At 66.6% G+C, this 16,091-nt stretch carries 14 protein-coding genes and 1 pseudogene; 7 read left to right on the top strand and 8 right to left on the bottom strand.

What is annotated here, in order from left to right; genetic code table 11:
- Positions 1–226 (bottom strand): annotated as a pseudogene (locus tag OR16_RS46755) (hypothetical protein); the annotation flags it as partial.
- Positions 227–531: 305 nt separating this feature from the next.
- On the opposite strand from OR16_RS46755, the gene OR16_RS35205 reads away from it, so the two are divergent.
- The 4 genes from OR16_RS35205 (at position 532) to OR16_RS35190 (ending at position 4,025) form a co-directional block, all read left to right on the top strand.
- A complete protein-coding gene (locus OR16_RS35205; RefSeq protein WP_006163707.1) occupies positions 532–852 on the top strand; it encodes a hypothetical protein in 321 nt (106 codons plus the stop codon).
- Between the two features lie 103 nt (positions 853–955).
- Positions 956–2,023: a pyruvate dehydrogenase (acetyl-transferring) E1 component subunit alpha gene (pdhA, locus tag OR16_RS35200; protein ID WP_006163705.1), complete on the top strand. Its 1,068-nt coding sequence runs from the start codon at positions 956–958 to the stop codon at positions 2,021–2,023.
- Positions 1,924–2,901 carry an alpha-ketoacid dehydrogenase subunit beta gene (locus OR16_RS35195; protein WP_006163703.1) on the top strand — a complete coding sequence of 326 codons (978 nt, stop codon included), beginning with the start codon at positions 1,924–1,926 and terminating at the stop codon, positions 2,899–2,901. The genes pdhA and OR16_RS35195 overlap by 100 nt, the downstream gene beginning before the upstream one ends.
- Before the next feature lie 20 nt (positions 2,902–2,921).
- Complete coding sequence (locus tag OR16_RS35190; RefSeq protein WP_006163701.1) at positions 2,922–4,025, top strand: dihydrolipoamide acetyltransferase family protein; 1,104 nt, start codon at positions 2,922–2,924, stop codon at positions 4,023–4,025.
- 72 nt (positions 4,026–4,097) lie between these two features.
- Here the strand turns inward: OR16_RS35190 and OR16_RS35185 are convergent, their stop codons facing one another.
- From OR16_RS35185 to OR16_RS35165, 5 genes are all read right to left on the bottom strand, one after another.
- On the bottom strand, positions 4,098–5,063 hold the full coding sequence (locus tag OR16_RS35185; RefSeq protein WP_006163699.1) for a Bug family tripartite tricarboxylate transporter substrate binding protein: 966 nt from the start codon (positions 5,061–5,063) through the stop codon (positions 4,098–4,100).
- Between the two features lie 83 nt (positions 5,064–5,146).
- Positions 5,147–6,319: a mandelate racemase/muconate lactonizing enzyme family protein gene (locus OR16_RS35180; protein WP_006163698.1), complete on the bottom strand. Its 1,173-nt coding sequence runs from the start codon at positions 6,317–6,319 to the stop codon at positions 5,147–5,149.
- A 104-nt stretch (positions 6,320–6,423) separates the two neighbouring features.
- The gene (locus OR16_RS35175) at positions 6,424–7,137 is read right to left on the bottom strand and encodes an SDR family NAD(P)-dependent oxidoreductase (RefSeq protein WP_006163696.1); all 714 of its coding nucleotides are present in this window, start codon (positions 7,135–7,137) and stop codon (positions 6,424–6,426) included.
- A gap of 104 nt (positions 7,138–7,241) precedes the next feature.
- On the bottom strand, positions 7,242–8,183 hold the full coding sequence (locus OR16_RS35170) for a dihydrodipicolinate synthase family protein (RefSeq protein WP_006163694.1): 942 nt from the start codon (positions 8,181–8,183) through the stop codon (positions 7,242–7,244).
- 24 nt (positions 8,184–8,207) lie between these two features.
- The gene (locus tag OR16_RS35165) at positions 8,208–9,074 is read right to left on the bottom strand and encodes an IclR family transcriptional regulator (RefSeq protein WP_006163693.1); all 867 of its coding nucleotides are present in this window, start codon (positions 9,072–9,074) and stop codon (positions 8,208–8,210) included.
- Between the two features lie 483 nt (positions 9,075–9,557).
- Here OR16_RS35165 and OR16_RS35160 point away from each other — a divergent pair, with 483 nt between their 5' ends.
- From OR16_RS35160 to OR16_RS46750, 3 genes are all read left to right on the top strand, one after another.
- On the top strand, positions 9,558–10,739 hold the full coding sequence (locus OR16_RS35160; RefSeq protein WP_006163692.1) for an FIST signal transduction protein: 1,182 nt from the start codon (positions 9,558–9,560) through the stop codon (positions 10,737–10,739).
- Between the two features lie 367 nt (positions 10,740–11,106).
- Positions 11,107–11,889, top strand: coding sequence for a membrane protein (locus OR16_RS35155; RefSeq protein ID WP_006163690.1), 783 nt, complete (start codon positions 11,107–11,109; stop codon positions 11,887–11,889).
- On the top strand, positions 11,886–12,362 hold the full coding sequence (locus OR16_RS46750; protein ID WP_006163688.1) for a hypothetical protein: 477 nt from the start codon (positions 11,886–11,888) through the stop codon (positions 12,360–12,362). The genes OR16_RS35155 and OR16_RS46750 overlap by 4 nt, the downstream gene beginning before the upstream one ends.
- 164 nt (positions 12,363–12,526) lie before the next feature.
- Here the strand turns inward: OR16_RS46750 and fumC are convergent, their stop codons facing one another.
- Positions 12,527–13,930 carry a class II fumarate hydratase gene (gene fumC, locus OR16_RS35145; RefSeq protein ID WP_006163687.1) on the bottom strand — a complete coding sequence of 468 codons (1,404 nt, stop codon included), beginning with the start codon at positions 13,928–13,930 and terminating at the stop codon, positions 12,527–12,529.
- A 335-nt stretch (positions 13,931–14,265) separates the two neighbouring features.
- Positions 14,266–16,091, bottom strand: a 1,826-nt coding sequence (locus OR16_RS35140; RefSeq protein WP_006163685.1) for a methylmalonyl-CoA mutase family protein, incomplete at its 5' end; no start/stop codon positions are given.

Raw genomic sequence — 16,091 nt, 5'->3', positions numbered from 1 at the left:
CGTCGCATCCTTGCCGAGATAGTTGGCGCGCTCAAGCGGCAAGGGGTCGTCAGTTGGATGGTGACGGTATAGGGCTCGCCCATCCGCTCCACCGCTTCGAATGACACCACCGACAGGCGGCGGCGCTGGCCGCGGCAGGCACCTCGAGGAAGTACACCTGGCGCCCGGTCAATTCCTTGAGCAGCGCAGTGCCGTATGCCCGCAGTTGTTCAACCGGATCCGTCATGGTTTTCTATGCCACAAATACTTTATTTGCTATTTTTCGTACTAATCCTATATCCATAGCGTCAACCTCCATGCTAGTGATTACGGAGGACTACCTGACGGATCGTTATCGCAAGGATTAGAAAACCTTCAATTCAGAGTAAAAAAAAAGAACAAGCGATGGATGAGAGCTTCCGGCACGAAGTGCCCGAGGCCCGCGTTTTGCCGCCGGCGACCGGGCGCTACCCCACATTGCCGTCATCCCCACAATCGCCCCAACCTCTGCAATAGGGCTACACTGAAAACGGAACAACTCGCCGGAGCGCCATGATGGACGCCATTGACCCTCAACGCACCTTCCGTGGTCTTCCCCTGACGCCGGAACAGGATGCGGAAGTCAGGCACTACATCAAGAAGAAAAAGCAGCGTAGTGAGCCATGGGATACATCTGAGCTGGCAGGCATGCTCGCGGATATGCTGAAGCCGCCGAGCAATGAGGACGACGACTTCGACACCGCCGCGGACGATGCCAACTCGGCCGCCGAGCGCGCGGAGGCTTCGGTCGACGAGGCCATGGATCCGATCGAGGCCGGTGAGGAGCGCCTGGCGGCCAGGGAAGCCGAGGCGATGAAGGGCCCCAAGCATTGACGTGCAAGTGGAGCGTGCGCGTAGCGGCTCCATGATCCGGCACGCGCACAAAGAAGGCAGCCCCCCAGTGCAACGACTGGAACACAAGAACAAAGGGCATAGCATGGCAACCGTCGCGACATTCGACATCGAGTACACGCAGTTTCTCGATCCACAAGGTGAGCCGACCCAAGCGCTGCCTGCATTTGCGCTCGATCCCGAGGCTCTTCTCCCGCTCTACCGGGCCATGGTGCTCACACGCCAGTTCGACCTCAAGGCTATTGCGCTGCAGCGCACCGGCCAGATCGGCACGTTTGCCTCGGCGCTTGGCCAGGAGGCCGTCGGCGTCGGCGTTGCCAGCGCAATGCGCGCGCAAGACGTGCTGGTGCCGTCCTACCGCGATCACGCCGCGCAGTTCCAGCGCGGGGTTTCCATGACCGAGAGCCTGCTGTACTGGGGCGGCGACGAGCGCGGCAATGCGTTCGCTGCGGCGCCGCATGATTTTGCAAACTGCGTGCCCATCGGCAACCAGGTCTGCCACGCTGCCGGCATCGCCTACGCGATGAAGCTGCGCCGCGAGCCGCGCGCCGCGGTTTGCCTGCTCGGGGACGGCGGCACCTCGAAAGGCGATTTCTACGAGGGCATGAATATGGCGGGTGCCTGGCAAGCGCCCCTTGTGCTGGTCGTCAACAACAACCAGTGGGCGATCTCCATGCCGCGCAGCCAGCAGACCGCCGCGCGGACGCTCGCGCAAAAGGCCATCGCGGCCGGTATCCCAGGCCTGCAGGTCGATGGCAACGATGTTGTTGCGGTGCGTCAGGTCACGCTCGATGCACTGGAACGGGCGCGCACCGGCGGCGGCGCCACGCTGATCGAGGCGATCACCTACCGGCTTGGCGACCACACCACTGCGGACGATGCCTCGCGCTATCGCGACAGCGAACAGGTCAAGCAGCACTGGCTGCTGGAACCGGTGGCCAGGCTGCGCAACTATCTACCTGCATGCCAGCCTGCCCAAGGCGCTGGCAGTGCAACTGGCAACCGCGCAGCGCTTTGCCCCGGGCGCCGCGGCCAATCAGAGCGAGCACGATCATGGCTGAAATCAATCTGGTCGAAGCCGTCAACCAGGCGCTGGCCCATGCGCTGGAACACGACCCGCGCGTGGTGCTGCTCGGCGAGGACATCGGCGTAAATGGCGGCGTGTTCCGTGCCACGGCCGGGCTGCAGGCCCGCTTTGGCGCCGAGCGCGTGATCGATACGCCGCTGGCCGAGTCCGGCATCGCCGGGGCCGCGATCGGCATGGCGGCAATGGGGCTGGTGCCCGTGGTGGAAATCCAGTTCACCGGCTTTATCTACCCGACCATCGACCACATCATCAATCATGCCGGCCGCCTGCGTCACCGCACGCGCGGCAGGCTGAGCTGCCCGATGGTGCTGCGCTCGCCCTTTGGCGCCGGCATCCATGCGCCGGAGCATCACTCCGAAAGCCCCGAGGCAATGTTTGCCCATATCCCCGGCATCCGGGTGGTGATCCCGTCCTCCCCGGCGCGCGCCTACGGCCTGCTGCTGGCGGCCATGCACGACCCTGACCCGGTGGTGTTCCTCGAGCCGACCCGGCTCTACCGCCTGTTCCGCCAGGAAGTGCCGGACAACGGCGAGGCGCTGCCCCTCGATACCTGCTTCACCCTGCGCGACGGCGACGACATCACGCTGGTGAGCTGGGGGGCGATGCTGCAAGAGACGCAGGCCGCGGCTGACCTGCTGCTGGACGAAGGCATCGCCGCCGCCGTCATCGACGTCGCCACGCTCAAGCCGCTCGACATGGAAACCATACTGGAATCGGTCAGCAGGACGGGGCGCTGCGTCATCGTCCACGAGGCGCCTCGCAGCGCCGGCTTCGGGGCCGAGATCGCGGCGAACCTCGCCGATGCGGGGCTGTATTCGCTGGCGGCTCCGGTGCAGCGCGTCACCGGCTACGACACCGTGGTGCCAATGGCCAGGCTTGAGTACGAGTACCTGCCCAGCGTGGCGCGGATTGCCGACGCGGCGCGCAAGGCCATGGCCGCCTGACGTTTTTCCTGGGAGCTTTGATGAAGATCTTCAAATTGCCCGACCTGGGCGAAGGCCTGCAGGAAGCCGAAATCACCGAATGGCACGTCAAGCCCGGCGACACGGTGGCGGCCGACCAGCCGCTGGTTTCGGTGGAGACCGCCAAGGCCATCGTTGAGATACCGTCGCCCTACGCCGGGCAAGTCGCCAAGCTGTTTGCCCAGCCGGGCGAGATCGTGCATCTTGGCGCACCGCTGGCGGGCTTCGAAGGCGCCGGCGGGCAAGAGGACGCGGGCGCGGTGGTGGGCGATGTCAAGGTCGGCACGCACGTGGTCGCGGAGGCGCCCGCCGCCCTGTCCCGTGGTGGTGGCGCGGTGCGCGCCGTGCCGGCCGTGCGCGCGCTCGCGCGGCAGCTCGACGTGGACCTGGCGATGGTCACGCCGTCTGGCGCGGATGGCGTCATCACCGCCGCCGACGTGCGGCGCGTGGCCGCGACGCTGGCGGACCTGGGGCCGCCGGAAGTCCTGCGCGGCGTGCGGCGCGCCATGGCGCGGAACATGGCGCGCGCTCAGAGCGAGGTCGCCGCGGCGACCGTGATCGACGACGCCGATATCCAAGCCTGGGCGCCCGGCACCGACATCACGATCCGGCTGGTGCGCGCACTGGTTGCCGGATGCCGCGCCGAGCCCGGCCTCAACGCCTGGTATGAAAGCCAGACCGGGCGCCGCCATGTGCCGGCGCGGATCGACGTGGGGATCGCGGTCGACCTGCCCGAAGGCCTGTTCGTGCCGGTGCTGCGGGATACCGGCAAGCGCGACGCGGCCGACCTGCGGCGCGGCCTGGACCGCATGCGCGCGGATGTGCGTGCACGAACGATCGCCCCCGAGGAGATGCGCGGCAACACCATCACGTTGTCCAACTTCGGCATGATCGCCGGCAAGTACGCGGCGCCGATCGTGGTACCGCCAACCGTCGCCATTCTTGGCGCCGGCCGTATCCACGATGCGGTGGTGGCGGCCGGCGGCATGCCCGCCGTTCACCGGATCCTGCCGCTCAGCCTGACCTTCGATCACCGGGTGGTCACGGGCGGCGAGGCCGCGCGCTTCCTGGCCGCCGTGATCGCAGACCTGGCGCTGCCGGCCTAGGCCCGGTCACCGCGGCGGGCGAACGCAAGGCGGGCCGCCAACGTAACGGCTGCGAGCGCCTTGCGGCGTGCATCACTCCGCGCGGATCTTCGCTTGCGCCACGATCTTGGCCGAGCGGGCCATGTCCTCCTTTTCGAAGCGGGCGAAGTCTTCCGGCGTGCCGGGCGAGAGCAGGTAGCCCTGCTCGGCCAGCCTGCCCCGCAGGTCGGAAGCCAGCGCCTTGTTGACCTCGGCGTTAAGCCGCTTGGTCACCTCGGCGGGCAGCTTCGACGGACCCCACAGCCCGTACCACGAATAGAACTCATAGCCCGGCACCGTCTCGCCAACGGTGGGCACGTCCGGCATGGAGGGCAGCCGCTCCTTGGAGGTCACCGCGACCACGCGCACCATGCCGCTCTTGTGATAGGGCACGGCGCCGAGCACCGGATCGATGAAGCCATCGATGGCGCCGCCGATCAGGTCCTGGTAAGCGGGCGCGGACCCTTTGTACGGCACCACCAGGTAATCGATGTGGCCCGCCCGCTTGAGCAGCTCCGTGGACAAATGGCCGGCAGAGGCCTGCGAGCCGATCGCGAACGACATCTTGCCCGGATGCGCCTGCGCATAGGCGATCAGGTCCTTGATGTTCTTGATGGGCAGGTTGCGGTTGACGCTGACGGCCAGCGGCCCCTTGCCGACCAGCGCGATCGGCACGAAATCCCGGGTCACGTCGTAAGGCGACGATTTCAGGGTCATGGGCGTGGTGGTGAAGGTCGAGGCGCTGAACAGCAGCGTGTAGCCGTCCGCCGCGCCCTTGGCCACCGCGTCGGCGCCGATGATGCCCTGGCCGCCGGGCCGGTTGTCGACGATGAAGCTCTGGCCGGTTTGCTCGGAGAGCTTTTGCGCCAGCATGCGGCCGACGGTGTCGGTGGGGCCGCCCGGCGGGAACGGAATGACGACGCGCACGGCTTTGCTGGGGTAACCCTGCGCGAAGGCGCTGGCGGCGGCGCATGCCAGCAACGCGGCGGCGGCACTGCGGAAAATCCGGTGGAACAGCATGGTTTGTCTCCTGTCTCGGTCTCGACTGCAGGTGCGCGCCCTATGGGGCGCTCTTGTTTCGCGCTCTTGTTTCTTTTCCGTTCTCAAGGCTGCGCCAGCGCCGACATCTCCGCATACAGATCCGCCTTGCCCTCAAACCCGATGCCCGGCAGCTCCGGCATGGTGATATGCCCGCCGATCACCTTCACGCCATCGGGGAAGCCGCCATAAGGCTGGAACAGGTCGGGGTAGCTCTCGTTGCCGCCAAGGCCGAGGCCGGCGGCGATATTGAGCGACATCTGATGGCCGCCGTGCGGGATGCAGCGGCTTGGCGACCAGCCAAAGGTCTTCAGCACTTCCAGCGTGCGCTCGTACTCCACCAGCCCGTAGGACAGCGCGCAGTCGAACTGCAGGTAGTCGCGGTCGGAGCGCATGGCGCCGTAGCGGATCAGGTTGCGGGCGTCCTGGTGGCTGAACAGGTTTTCGCCGGTGGCCATGGCGCCGGGGTAGTACTCGGCCAGCGTGGCCTGCAGGTGGTAGTCCAGCGGGTCGCCGGCTTCCTCGTACCAGAACAGCGGATAGTCGCGCAGCATCTTGGCGTAGGCGATGGCGGTGTCCAGGTCGAAGCGGCCGTTGGCGTCCACGGCGAGCTGCGCGTCGGGGCCGATTTCCTGCAGCACGGCCTCGATGCGCGCGCTGTCTTCTTCCAGGCTGGCCCCGCCGATCTTCATCTTGACCACGTTGTAGCCGCGGTTCAGGTAGGAGCGCATCTCGGCGCGCAGCGCGCGCAGATCCTTGCCCGGATAGTAGTAACCGCCAGCGGCGTAGACGAACACGCGCGGGTTGGCGTTCACGCCGTGGCGCTCGGCCAGCAACTGGAACAGCGGCACGCCGGCGATCTTGGCCACCGCGTCCCACACCGCCATGTCGATGGTGCCGACCGCTACCGAGCGCTCGCCATGGCCGCCCGGCTTTTCATTGGACATGGTGGCGGCCCACACGCGATTGGGGTCGAGGTTGGTGCCGGCGTCGTCCAGCAGCGATTCCGGATCGGCCGCCAGGATACGCGGGGCAAAGCGCTCGCGGATCAGGCCGCCCTGGCCGTAGCGGCCGTTGGAGTTGAAGCCGTAGCCGATCACGCGCTTGCCGTCGCGAAAGGCGTCGGTCACCACGGCGACGAGGCTGCTCGTCATCTTCGAGAAATCGATATAGGCATTGCGGATTGGCGACGAAATCGGCTTCGTCACCTCGCGGACGTCAATGATGCGGACGGACATTGCTTGTCTCCAGTGTCTTTCGGTAATCAGTCAATCGGCTAATCGGCTAATCGGCCAATCAGCCAATCAGCTAGTCAGGTGGTTCGAGACGTCGGCTGGCGGCGCTACAGCGAAGCGCCGCCGCAAATCAGGATCTGCTGCCCGGTGATGGCGCCGGCATCCGGGCCCAGCAGGAAGCTCACCATCCCGGCTACTTCATCGGGCCGGATAAAACGCCCGATGGGCGGCGTGCGCGGCGGCGTGCCCTCGCGGCCCGGGTCGTTCAGCATCGGGGTCTCGGTGGCGCCCGGCGCCACCACATTGACGGTGATGCCGCGCGGCGCCAGCTCCGCGGCCCAGGAGCGCGCCATGCCCACCACCGCCGCCTTGGTCGCGGCGTACTGGCTGCGCCCCGGCGCGCCGGCCGCCGTGCGGCTGCCGATCAGCACAATGCGCGCGCCATCGGGCAGCCCCGGCATCAACGCGTTGGCCAGCACGGCGGCGGCTTGCACATGGATGCGCCACATGCCCTCGCCGTCCTCGGGCTTCAGGTCGCCGAGCACCGCCGTGCGCATGAATCCCGCGGCATGGACGATGGCATCGACGCGGGGCAAGGCGGCCACGGCGGCGGCGAGCTTCGCGGCATCGGTCAGGTCGACCTCGATCGCGCTGAAGCCCGCCGCGCCGGGTGCCGGCGAGCGGTCGAGCCCGGTCACGTTCCAGCCCGCCGACAGTAGCCGCCGGGCAATGGCCGCGCCGATTCCGGAGCTGGCGCCGGTGACCAGGGCGTGCCTGGTCCGCGCCACGGGCGTGGCGTCGTCCTGCATGGATTGGCTCATCTCAGCCTCTTTGGATTGCATTGCCGGCGGCCCGGCCCCTGCGCGCTCGCCGCGGGGCGGGATGGCGGACCGGTTCAGTCCCGGGTTCAGGCCCGGGTTCAGGCTCAGGCAGCCGCCCTTTGTGTCACGCCGGCGTGTTCCAGCGCGGCCTTGATCGCGGCCAACTCGGCGGGCGACGGCGCGTGGGTCGGCGGGCGCACCGTGCCATCGCGCAGGATGCCGGCCAGCGCCATGGCGGCCTTCATGCGGCCATGCGCTTCGCCCGTGGGCTCGCCGGCGCCGTACACCGCATCCTTGAGCGGGTTGATCAGGGCCTGCACGCGCATGGCTTCGTGCAGGTCGCCGGCCTTGACCGCCTTGAGCAGGTCGTTGATCAGGCCGGGAATCAGCGAGGCAAAGCCGACCAGCGCGCCGTCGATGCCCTGCACCATCGACGACAGCAGGTATTCGTCGTGGCAGGTCATCAGCACCTTGGTGGGATCGGCCGCGCGAATCTCCTTGATGTCGCGCGCGTATTTGTTCATCTCGCGCTCGCCCATCTTGAAGGCCTTCACATACGGCAGCTTCGCCAGTTCCGCGAGCAGCTCCGACGAGTAGGAGCCGCGGGTCCAGGCCGGGTAGATATGCACCACCAGGGGCAGCCCGCTGGCCTTGCCGATGGCGTTGAAGTAGTCGAGGCAATGTTCCGGCTTGAAGCCGAAGCGCAGCCAGTGATGCGGCGGCATGATATCGAGCCCGGCGGCGCCAGCTTCCTTGGCCCAGCCAGCTTGTTCCACGGCGTCGTTGATGCCTTCGCAGACCACCGACGAGATCACCGGGCAGATGCCCTGGGTGGCGTCGGCGGTGATGCGGGTCACCTCGGCGCGCTCGCGCGGCGTCAGCGAGAAGACTTCACCGGTATGGCCATTGGTCATCAACGCGGTCACGCCCGCCTGGCCGCCCAGCCACTTGGCAAAGCGGCGCAGCTCCGGCTCGTTGATGCTGTAGTCCGCGTTGAAAGGGACCGCGATGGCGGGAATGATGCCGTGGAAATTGATATCAGGCACGTTCGTCTCCTGGTGTGGCTTGCGCTATTTGCGCGTTCGGGTGGGTGTCAGGACAGGCGGAATGAAACCGCCGGAGGGTTGCAGCGCACGGGCCAGTTCGGTAGCGGCATGCACTACCGCCGGGGCCGTGGTCGATTCGAAATCTTCAAGCGAGGTATTCATGGCCGGCGCCGCCACGCTCAGGCCGGCAACCGGCACGCCGTCTACATCCAGCACCGGCGCGGCCACCACATAGAGGCCGGACACCGTTTCCTGGTTCGACAACGCGTAGCCCTTGGCCCGCACGGTCTTGAGCCGCTCGAGGATGGTGTCGAGCTCGGTGAGCGTGTGGTCGGTCAGCTTCTGCCGGGGCTGGGCGTCCAGCACGCGGGCCTGCATGTCCTGCGGCAGCCAGGCCAGGATGGCGTAACCGACGGCCGTGGAATAAGCCGGCACCCGGCTGCCGATGCGGATATCCACGCCAAGCCGCGTCAGCCCGGCCTGGATCCGTTCCGCATAAAGTACGTCCGGGCCATCCAGCACGCCGATGGAAGCGGCTTCATTGATCTCCCCCACCAGCGCGCGCAGGATCGGCCTTGCCCGCGTGCGCAGGTCGGCATGGGCGATGGCGTCAAAGCCCAGGTCCAGCACCTTGAGCGAGAGCCGGAACAGCCGCGTGTCCGGCACGCGCTGCACGTAGCCGATATCCACCAGCGTGTTGAGAAAGCGAAAGGCCGTGGCATTGTCCAGCCCGGAGCGACGCGCGACTTCCGCCATGGTGAGCTCGGGCTCCTGCGCCGTGAACGCTTCGAGAATGCGGAAGCCCTTGGCCAGCGACTGCACCGTGTTCTTGGATGCGTCGCCCGCGCTGCTCGCCTTCGATGCGTTCGGGACGGAGTTCTCGGTAGCCATGTCAATCTCCACTGTCAGTTCTTCGTTCTTGATGCAAACCCGGAATCGAGTTCGGATTCCGAATTTTAGTTTGATGAACAGACAGAGGAAAGCCCTCGCTTTGGTTTGGTTTGGTGGATACACATCGGCGCTGCCGCCGAACTAGCAAAGACCACAAAATTCGGATTGCGAATTTTTATTCGCAATACAGGTCTGAAAAAAGGTGCCAGCCAACGGCACCTCGTTTTCCTGCCCAGCGCCCTGAGGCGTCCTTCTATTTATTCGGATTGCGAATTTATATTCGCGATATGAGATATTCTAGGCCTCGTATTCCGGCCCTAGCAAGCTCGATTTGCTAAGGGTTTTTACCAGGCGAGCTTTCTGCCGGGAAAGCGGACGCTTACAGTGCACGAGGCAACTGCAATCCCTGCCCACCCCTGCTGGCCTGAACACACCCTGCCGGCGGCGGTCCAATAACTTTATTGCCTGGAATGCGGATCGACCATGCCTGACACTTCTTTTGTCCACGCTCACGCAGCCCATGGCGACTGGCAACTGGCCCTGGCCGAGTGCCAGCAGCAACTTGACGCGCAGCTTGCGGCGCGCCAGTCAGCGCCGGGCGGAGCCGCCCCGCTTACGCTCGGCTGGTGCTACCTAAACGACTACTATGCGCCGGACGCGGAGGCCATCCTCGCCGCGCTGCAGGCATACTGGCCGCTTGTGGCCTGGGTGGGCACGGCCGGCGTGGGCGTGTGCGCCAGCGGCATCGAGTACTTTGACGAGCCGGCCATGGTGCTGATGGCGGCTGCCTTGCCACCAACATCGTTCCGGCTGTTCTCAGGGCTGCAGCCACTGCCGTCGGCCACTTCCGGCTTCACCCCCCATACCGCGCTGGTCCATGCCGAGGGCAGCACGCCGGATGTCCAGGATCTGCTGCAAGAACTCAGCGCGCGCACTGCCACCGGCTACCTGTTCGGGGGCTTGTCGTCGGCGCGCAACCGCACCCTGCACATGGCCAACGGGGTGTTCTCCGGCGGGCTGTCGGGTGTGTTGTTCGGCCCCGAAATCGGCCTGATCTCGCGGGTGACGCAGGGCTGCAAGCCGATCGGGCCGATGCGCACCGTCACCCGCGCCGCGCATAACCTGCTGTTCGAGCTTGATGGCGAGCCGGCCCTCGACTGCGTCCTGCAAGACCTGGGGCTCGGGCGCGATGTGCCGGAAGATACCTTGGCAAGCGTGCTGTCCGCCACGCTGGTGGGCCTGAGCAAGGGCGACGATGACGCGCTCAGCGTGCCAGGCAGGTTCGGCACGGAGACGCTGGTGCGCCATGTGCTTGGCGTAGACGCGCAGCATGGCGTACTGGCACTGGCGGATGTTGTGGAGGACGGCATGCGCCTGGCCTTCTGCACGCGCAACCCCGCCGCCGCGCGGGCGGACCTGATGCGCGTTGCCACAGAGATCCGGTCTGAGCTTGAGAGCGGCCACAGCGGCCGCGCGCTGGGCGCGCTGTACATCAGTTGTTCCGGACGGGGCGGGCCCCACTTCGGGGCGCCGCACGCGGAGTTGCAGATGGTGCGCAATGCGCTGGGCGACCTGCCGCTGGCGGGATTCTTCGCTGGCGGCGAGATCGCACGAGACAGCCTTTACGGCTACACCGGGGTGCTGACGGTCTTCACGGGGCAATGAGCCAATGAGCCAATGAGCGCCCCCCGCCGCGCTCAATCCTTGTTCGGATGCCTCATCTCGAGGGGCGCGATCCAGCGCGCCTATTCCTGTTCGTCCTCGGTGAGATAACCCAGCGCTAGCGCCGCGGCCTTCAGCGCCGGCCCCCCCCTTGTGCGCCTGCTTGGCAAACGCCGCCTTGTCGTAGCCGCTATGGCGGTTCAGCGCCTGCTTTCCATGCAGTCTTAATGCCGCCTTAATGCCGCCTTAAGCCACGGTGAAATAACCTTGCGCCACGGACTGCGTAGAGCGACCGATCCACGCCAGCCCCCCAATAACCAACAGGGCAAAACCGACCGCCCCCCAGCGCACAGCACACCTGGAGCACGCCATGAACACGCTGTCCCCCCAGCCGACGCCAGCCTGGCTCAACAAGGTGCCCGAAGTCACCGTGGGCTTCTGGATCATCAAGATCCTGTCGACCACGGTCGGCGAGACAGGCGCCGATTTTCTCGCGGTCAACGCGGGGCTGGGCCAGGCCGTCACCGGCTGCGCCATGGGCGCGTTGCTGGCCCTTGCGCTATTGGCGCAGGTCCGGATGCATCGCTACGTTCCCTGGATGTACTGGCTGACCGTGGTGCTGGTCAGCGTCGTCGGCACGCAAATCACCGATGCGCTCACCGATGGCCTGGGCGTGAGCCTGTATCTCAGCACGGCCGTCTTCGCCGTCATGCTGGCGGGAATATTCGCGCTCTGGTTCCGGCGCGAAGGCACGCTCTCCATCCAGACCATCTGCTCGCGCCGCCGCGAGTTCTTCTACTGGGCCGCGATTCTCTGCACCTTTGCCCTCGGCACCGCCGCGGGCGACCTGGCCACCGAAGCCCTGGGCCTGGGATTCCAGCTGGGCACCCTGGTGTTCGGTGGCCTCATCGTCCTCACCGTGGCCGCGTTCTACCTCGGCGCCAACGCCGTTCTCGCCTTCTGGATCGCCTACATCCTGACGCGTCCGCTGGGCGCCTCGCTGGGCGATCTGTTGTCCCAGGCGCAGACCTATGGCGGCCTTGGCTTCGGGGCGGCGCTGACCAGCGCCATCTTCCTGGCCGTCATCGTCGCGCTGGTCGCGCTTGCGCAACACAATGCAAACCAGGCTGTGGGAACGGCAACGGCGCCATGAATGGCACCGCCGTTGCCCCCTTCACCGCTTCAACCCTCTTTGTGCAGCAGGAAACCATCATGAGCAGAATCCGCATCACCCGCCCCTTCGCCATTGGACTGTTGGCTCTCGCCGCCTTCCTCCCGGGCCATGCCGCGTTCTCTTCCGCGAGCCTGTTCAATGTCGCGCAAGCCGCAACCGCGTCAAAGCTGGGAGACTTGAGCGCGTTCCGCGCGATCGCGGCGGATACGGCATCGATCGTCGACAAGGGCGACCTTGCCAGCGCCAAGAAGCGCATCAAGGACCTGGAGGTTTCCTGGGACGCCGCCGAAGCCGGCTTGAAGCCGCGCGCGGCAGCCGACTGGCACCTGGTCGACAAGGCGATCGACCGCGCGCTGGAGGCGCTCAGGGCCGGCACGCCGAGTGCCGCGGATTGCAAGACATCGCTGGCGAACCTGATCAGGACGATCGACCAGGTGAGTGGCAAGCAGTAAGGTGCCACCGTTGGCATGCGCTGCCTGACCGTGGCCATCATTGCCGTTTCCCTGCCGCCGGTGGTGTTCCAGCTCCGGCGCGGCACGGTGCGCGCCGGGAGCTAGACCTTAGGTGTTGCGGCTCAGGCCGTCAGCCTTTAAGCCCTAAGCCCTATGCCGCGCGCTTAGTCCTTGTTCGGATGCGTCATCTCGATCGGCACGATCCAGCGCGCATACTCGTCCTCGGTGAGATAACCCAGCGCCAGCGCAGCGGCCTTCAGCGTCAGCCCTTCCTTGTGCGCCTTCTTGGCAATGGCGGCCGCCTTGTCGTAGCCGATATGGCGGTTCAGCGCGGTCACCAGCATCAGGTTCTTGTCGAGGTTCTCCGCGATCTTCGGCAGGTTCGGCTCGATGCCGAGCGCGCAATGGTCGTTGAAGGCCAGGCAGGCGTCGGCAATCAGCTCGATGCTTTCCAGCACGTTGTGGACCATCACCGGCTTGTACACGTTGAGCTGGAAATTGCCCTGGCTGCCGGCAAAGGCCACCGTGGCGTCGTTGCCGAACACCTGCGCGCACACCATGGTCATGGCTTCGCACTGAGTCGGGTTGACCTTGCCCGGCATGATCGACGAGCCCGGCTCGTTCTCGGGGATGTTGAGCTCGCCGATGCCGCAGCGCGGGCCGGAGGCCAGCCAGCGCACGTCGTTGGCCATCTTCATCAGGCCGCCGGAGAGCGTACGCAGCGCGGCAGAGGTTTGCACCAGCGCATCGTGCGCGGAGAGCGCGAAGAACTTGTTCGGCGCATCGACAAACGGATGGCCGGTCAGCGTGGAGATATAAGCCGCCGCGCGCGCGCCGAACTGCGGATGCGCGTTGAGCCCGGTGCCGACCGCCGTGCCACCGATTGCCAGCTCCAGCAGGCCCGGCTGCGCCGTCTTGACGGCATTCAGGCCAAAATCGATCTGCGCCACCCAGGCGCTGATTTCCTGCCCCAGCGTGATCGGCGTAGCGTCCTGCAGGTGGGTGCGGCCCGTCTTGACGATGCCCTGGTACGCCTGCGCCTTGGCGGCCAGGGTATCGCGCAGGGCGCCCACCGCCGGCAGCAGCTTGGTGTGGATCTGCTCGACCACGGCGATGTGCATGGCGGTGGGGAACGTGTCGTTGGAGCTTTGGCCGCGGTTCACGTGATCGTTCGAATGCACCGGCTTCTTGCTGCCGAGCTCCCCGCCAGCCATCTCGATGGCCCGGTTGGAGATCACCTCGTTGGCGTTCATGTTCGATTGCGTGCCGGACCCGGTCTGGAACACCACCAGCGGGAAGTGGTCGTCGAGCTTGCCGGAAATGACCTCGTCGGCCGCCTGCACGATCAGCCGGCCGATGTCGGGCGGCAATTCACCAAGCTCCGCATTGGCCTCGGCCGCCGCGCGCTTGAGGATGCCCAGCGCGCGGATCACCGGCCGCTGCCAGCGAAAGCGGCTCACACCGATCGGGAAATTAATGATGGAACGCTGCGTCTGCGCGCCCCAGTAGCGATCTGCGGGCACATCGATGGCGCCCATCGAATCGGTTTCGGAACGGAATGCGGGCATGGAAGACACTCTCCAAACAAACTGCGTCAAGGATGGCCCGGTACGGGGCAATCTGGAGGCACCCATCACCGAGCCGGAATTGTGCGCGGTTACGCGCGGTAGTGCGGTAGTTAGTGCGGGAGGACGAAACGGTCTCTCCTCTTCCTTTTGTGGAGGCAGCCCGGCAGCGCGCGTTTGCGCAGCCCGCCGAGCCAAGACGAACGATAGCCCAGGCGCCGGCCATGGGCAATGTATCCCGACGAATTGAAGGGGTTCGCGGCAGTGCCGCAAGCGGGCAAGACGGGCAAAACCGACAAGGCAGGTACAACCGGCCCGGCCCTGGCGCAGCGCGCTCGCTAATCGGCACTTTCCAGCAGGGCATCCGACAGGCAGGCCTTGCCAGCATGCCTCATCAGCGCGCCCGCGATCTCTGTGACGATGGCCGCCATGGGCGCGCCTGGCCCGAAGATCGCGCTCACCCCCTGGCCGCGCAGCCGCCGCGCGTGGCTGGCCGGAATCACGCCGCCCGCGAAGACCAACGCTTCCAGCCGGCCAGCGCGCAGGCCATCGATAAGGCGAGGCAGCAGCTCCAGGTGAGCGCCCGCCAGGGATGATGCACCCACCGCGTCAACCTGCCCGTGCACGGCCATCGCCACGGCGTCTTCCGGCGACTGGAACAGCGGCCCCAGCGTGACCGCGAACCCGGCATCGGAGAGCGCCGCGGCCACGGCCTTGGCGCCACGGTCATGCCCGTCCTGCCCCAGCTTGGCGATGAGGATGCGCGGGGGCCTGCCAAGGCACGCCGCCAGCGCGTGGACCTGCGCGCGGGCCGCCTGCCAGGCCGGGCTGTCGTGCACGGCCACGCCGTAGGCCTGGCGGGCGTAGCGTGGCGCCATCGCATGACGCGGCCACGCCAGCTCCAACGCCTGCGTGCACTCGCCAATGGTCGCGCGGCAGCGGATCGCGGCCATGGTCAAGGCCAGCAGGTTGTCGTCGCCGCTGCGCGCCGCGTCCGTCAGCGCGCGCAGCGCCTGTGTCATCGCGGCGTGATCGCGGCTCGTCCGCAGGCTGGCCAGGCGAGCGCCCTGCTGTGCCCGGACCTGCCGCCCATCGATCTCCCGGCAGGATGGCGCCTCGCCGGCCGCCGCCGCTGCGAAAAGGTTGACGCCGACGATGACGCGCCGGCCCTCGTCGATATCGGCCTGCGTGGCCACGGCGGCGCGATGAATGCGCTCATGCACCCAGCCCGAACGGATCGCTTCCAGCACGCCGCCGGCAGCCGCGATCTCGGCCATCACCGAGCGCACCTTGTCCGCCATGTCCGCTGTCAGCGCTTCCATCATGTAGGAGCCGGCCCATGGGTCGGCTACATCGCACAGGCCCATCTCGTGCTGCAAGATCAACTGGGTATCCCGCGCCAGCCTGGCTGAATCGGCGCTGGGCAGCGCCAGCGCTTCATCGTAGGCGTTGGTATGCAGCGATTGCGTGCCGCCGAACACGGCAGCCATGGCTTCCACGGTAGTGCGAACGATATTGTTGTCCGGCTGCCTGGCCGTCAGCGACCAGCCCGAAGTCTGGCAGTGCATGCGCAGCGTGGTGGCGCGATCCGTCGTGCCGCCGAGCGCGCGAACGATCTCGCACCACAACAAGCGGGCAGCGCGCAGCTTGGCGATCTCGGCGAAGAAATCCTTGCCCACGCCAAAGAAGAAACTCAGCCGGGCGCAGAAATCGCTCACATCCAGCCCGCGCGCGCGGATCTGCCTGACGTACTCCTGCCCGTTGGCCAGTGTCAGCGCCAGCTCCAGCACCGGGTCCGCCCCGGCCTCCTGGAAGTGATAGCCGGAGATCGACATGCCGTTGAACCGCGGCACGTGCTGCCCCAGGTAAGCCACCACATCCGCGCAGATCCGCATGGAAGGGCCGGGCGCGAAGATCCAGGTGTTGCGGACCATGTACTCCTTGAGGATATCGTTCTGGATCGTGCCGCTGAGTTGCCCGAGCGGGACGCCGGCTTCCTCGGCCGTCACCAGGAACGCGGCCAGCACCGGCAGCACGGCGCCGCTCATGGTCATGGACACGGAGACGCGGTCCAGCGCGATGCCATCGAACAAGCGCTTCATGTCTTCGACGGAATCGATCGCCACGCCAGCCATGCCAACGTCCGCCTGCGCCAGCGGATGAT

Source organism: Cupriavidus basilensis OR16, from assembly GCF_000243095.1.
In the GTDB taxonomy this organism is placed as follows: domain Bacteria; phylum Pseudomonadota; class Gammaproteobacteria; order Burkholderiales; family Burkholderiaceae; genus Cupriavidus; species Cupriavidus basilensis_D.
This window is presented reverse-complemented; position numbering and strand designations above follow the sequence as displayed.

Bases quoted from the DNA above. Each gene is read 5' to 3' on its own strand.
- OR16_RS46750 (WP_006163688.1), top strand. From the start codon at position 11,886: ATGAATGGCACCGCCGTTGCCCCCTTCACCGCTTCAACCCTCTTTGTG.
- OR16_RS35185 (WP_006163699.1), bottom strand. From the start codon at position 5,063: ATGCTGTTCCACCGGATTTTCCGCAGTGCCGCCGCCGCGTTGCTGGCA.
- fumC (WP_006163687.1), bottom strand. From the start codon at position 13,930: ATGCCCGCATTCCGTTCCGAAACCGATTCGATGGGCGCCATCGATGTG.
- OR16_RS35195 (WP_006163703.1), top strand. From the start codon at position 1,924: ATGGCTGAAATCAATCTGGTCGAAGCCGTCAACCAGGCGCTGGCCCAT.
- OR16_RS35205 (WP_006163707.1), top strand. From the start codon at position 532: ATGATGGACGCCATTGACCCTCAACGCACCTTCCGTGGTCTTCCCCTG.
- OR16_RS35190 (WP_006163701.1), top strand. From the start codon at position 2,922: ATGAAGATCTTCAAATTGCCCGACCTGGGCGAAGGCCTGCAGGAAGCC.
- pdhA (WP_006163705.1), top strand. From the start codon at position 956: ATGGCAACCGTCGCGACATTCGACATCGAGTACACGCAGTTTCTCGAT.
- OR16_RS35165 (WP_006163693.1), bottom strand. From the start codon at position 9,074: ATGGCTACCGAGAACTCCGTCCCGAACGCATCGAAGGCGAGCAGCGCG.
- OR16_RS35155 (WP_006163690.1), top strand. From the start codon at position 11,107: ATGAACACGCTGTCCCCCCAGCCGACGCCAGCCTGGCTCAACAAGGTG.
- OR16_RS35160 (WP_006163692.1), top strand. From the start codon at position 9,558: ATGCCTGACACTTCTTTTGTCCACGCTCACGCAGCCCATGGCGACTGG.
- OR16_RS35175 (WP_006163696.1), bottom strand. From the start codon at position 7,137: ATGAGCCAATCCATGCAGGACGACGCCACGCCCGTGGCGCGGACCAGG.
- OR16_RS35180 (WP_006163698.1), bottom strand. From the start codon at position 6,319: ATGTCCGTCCGCATCATTGACGTCCGCGAGGTGACGAAGCCGATTTCG.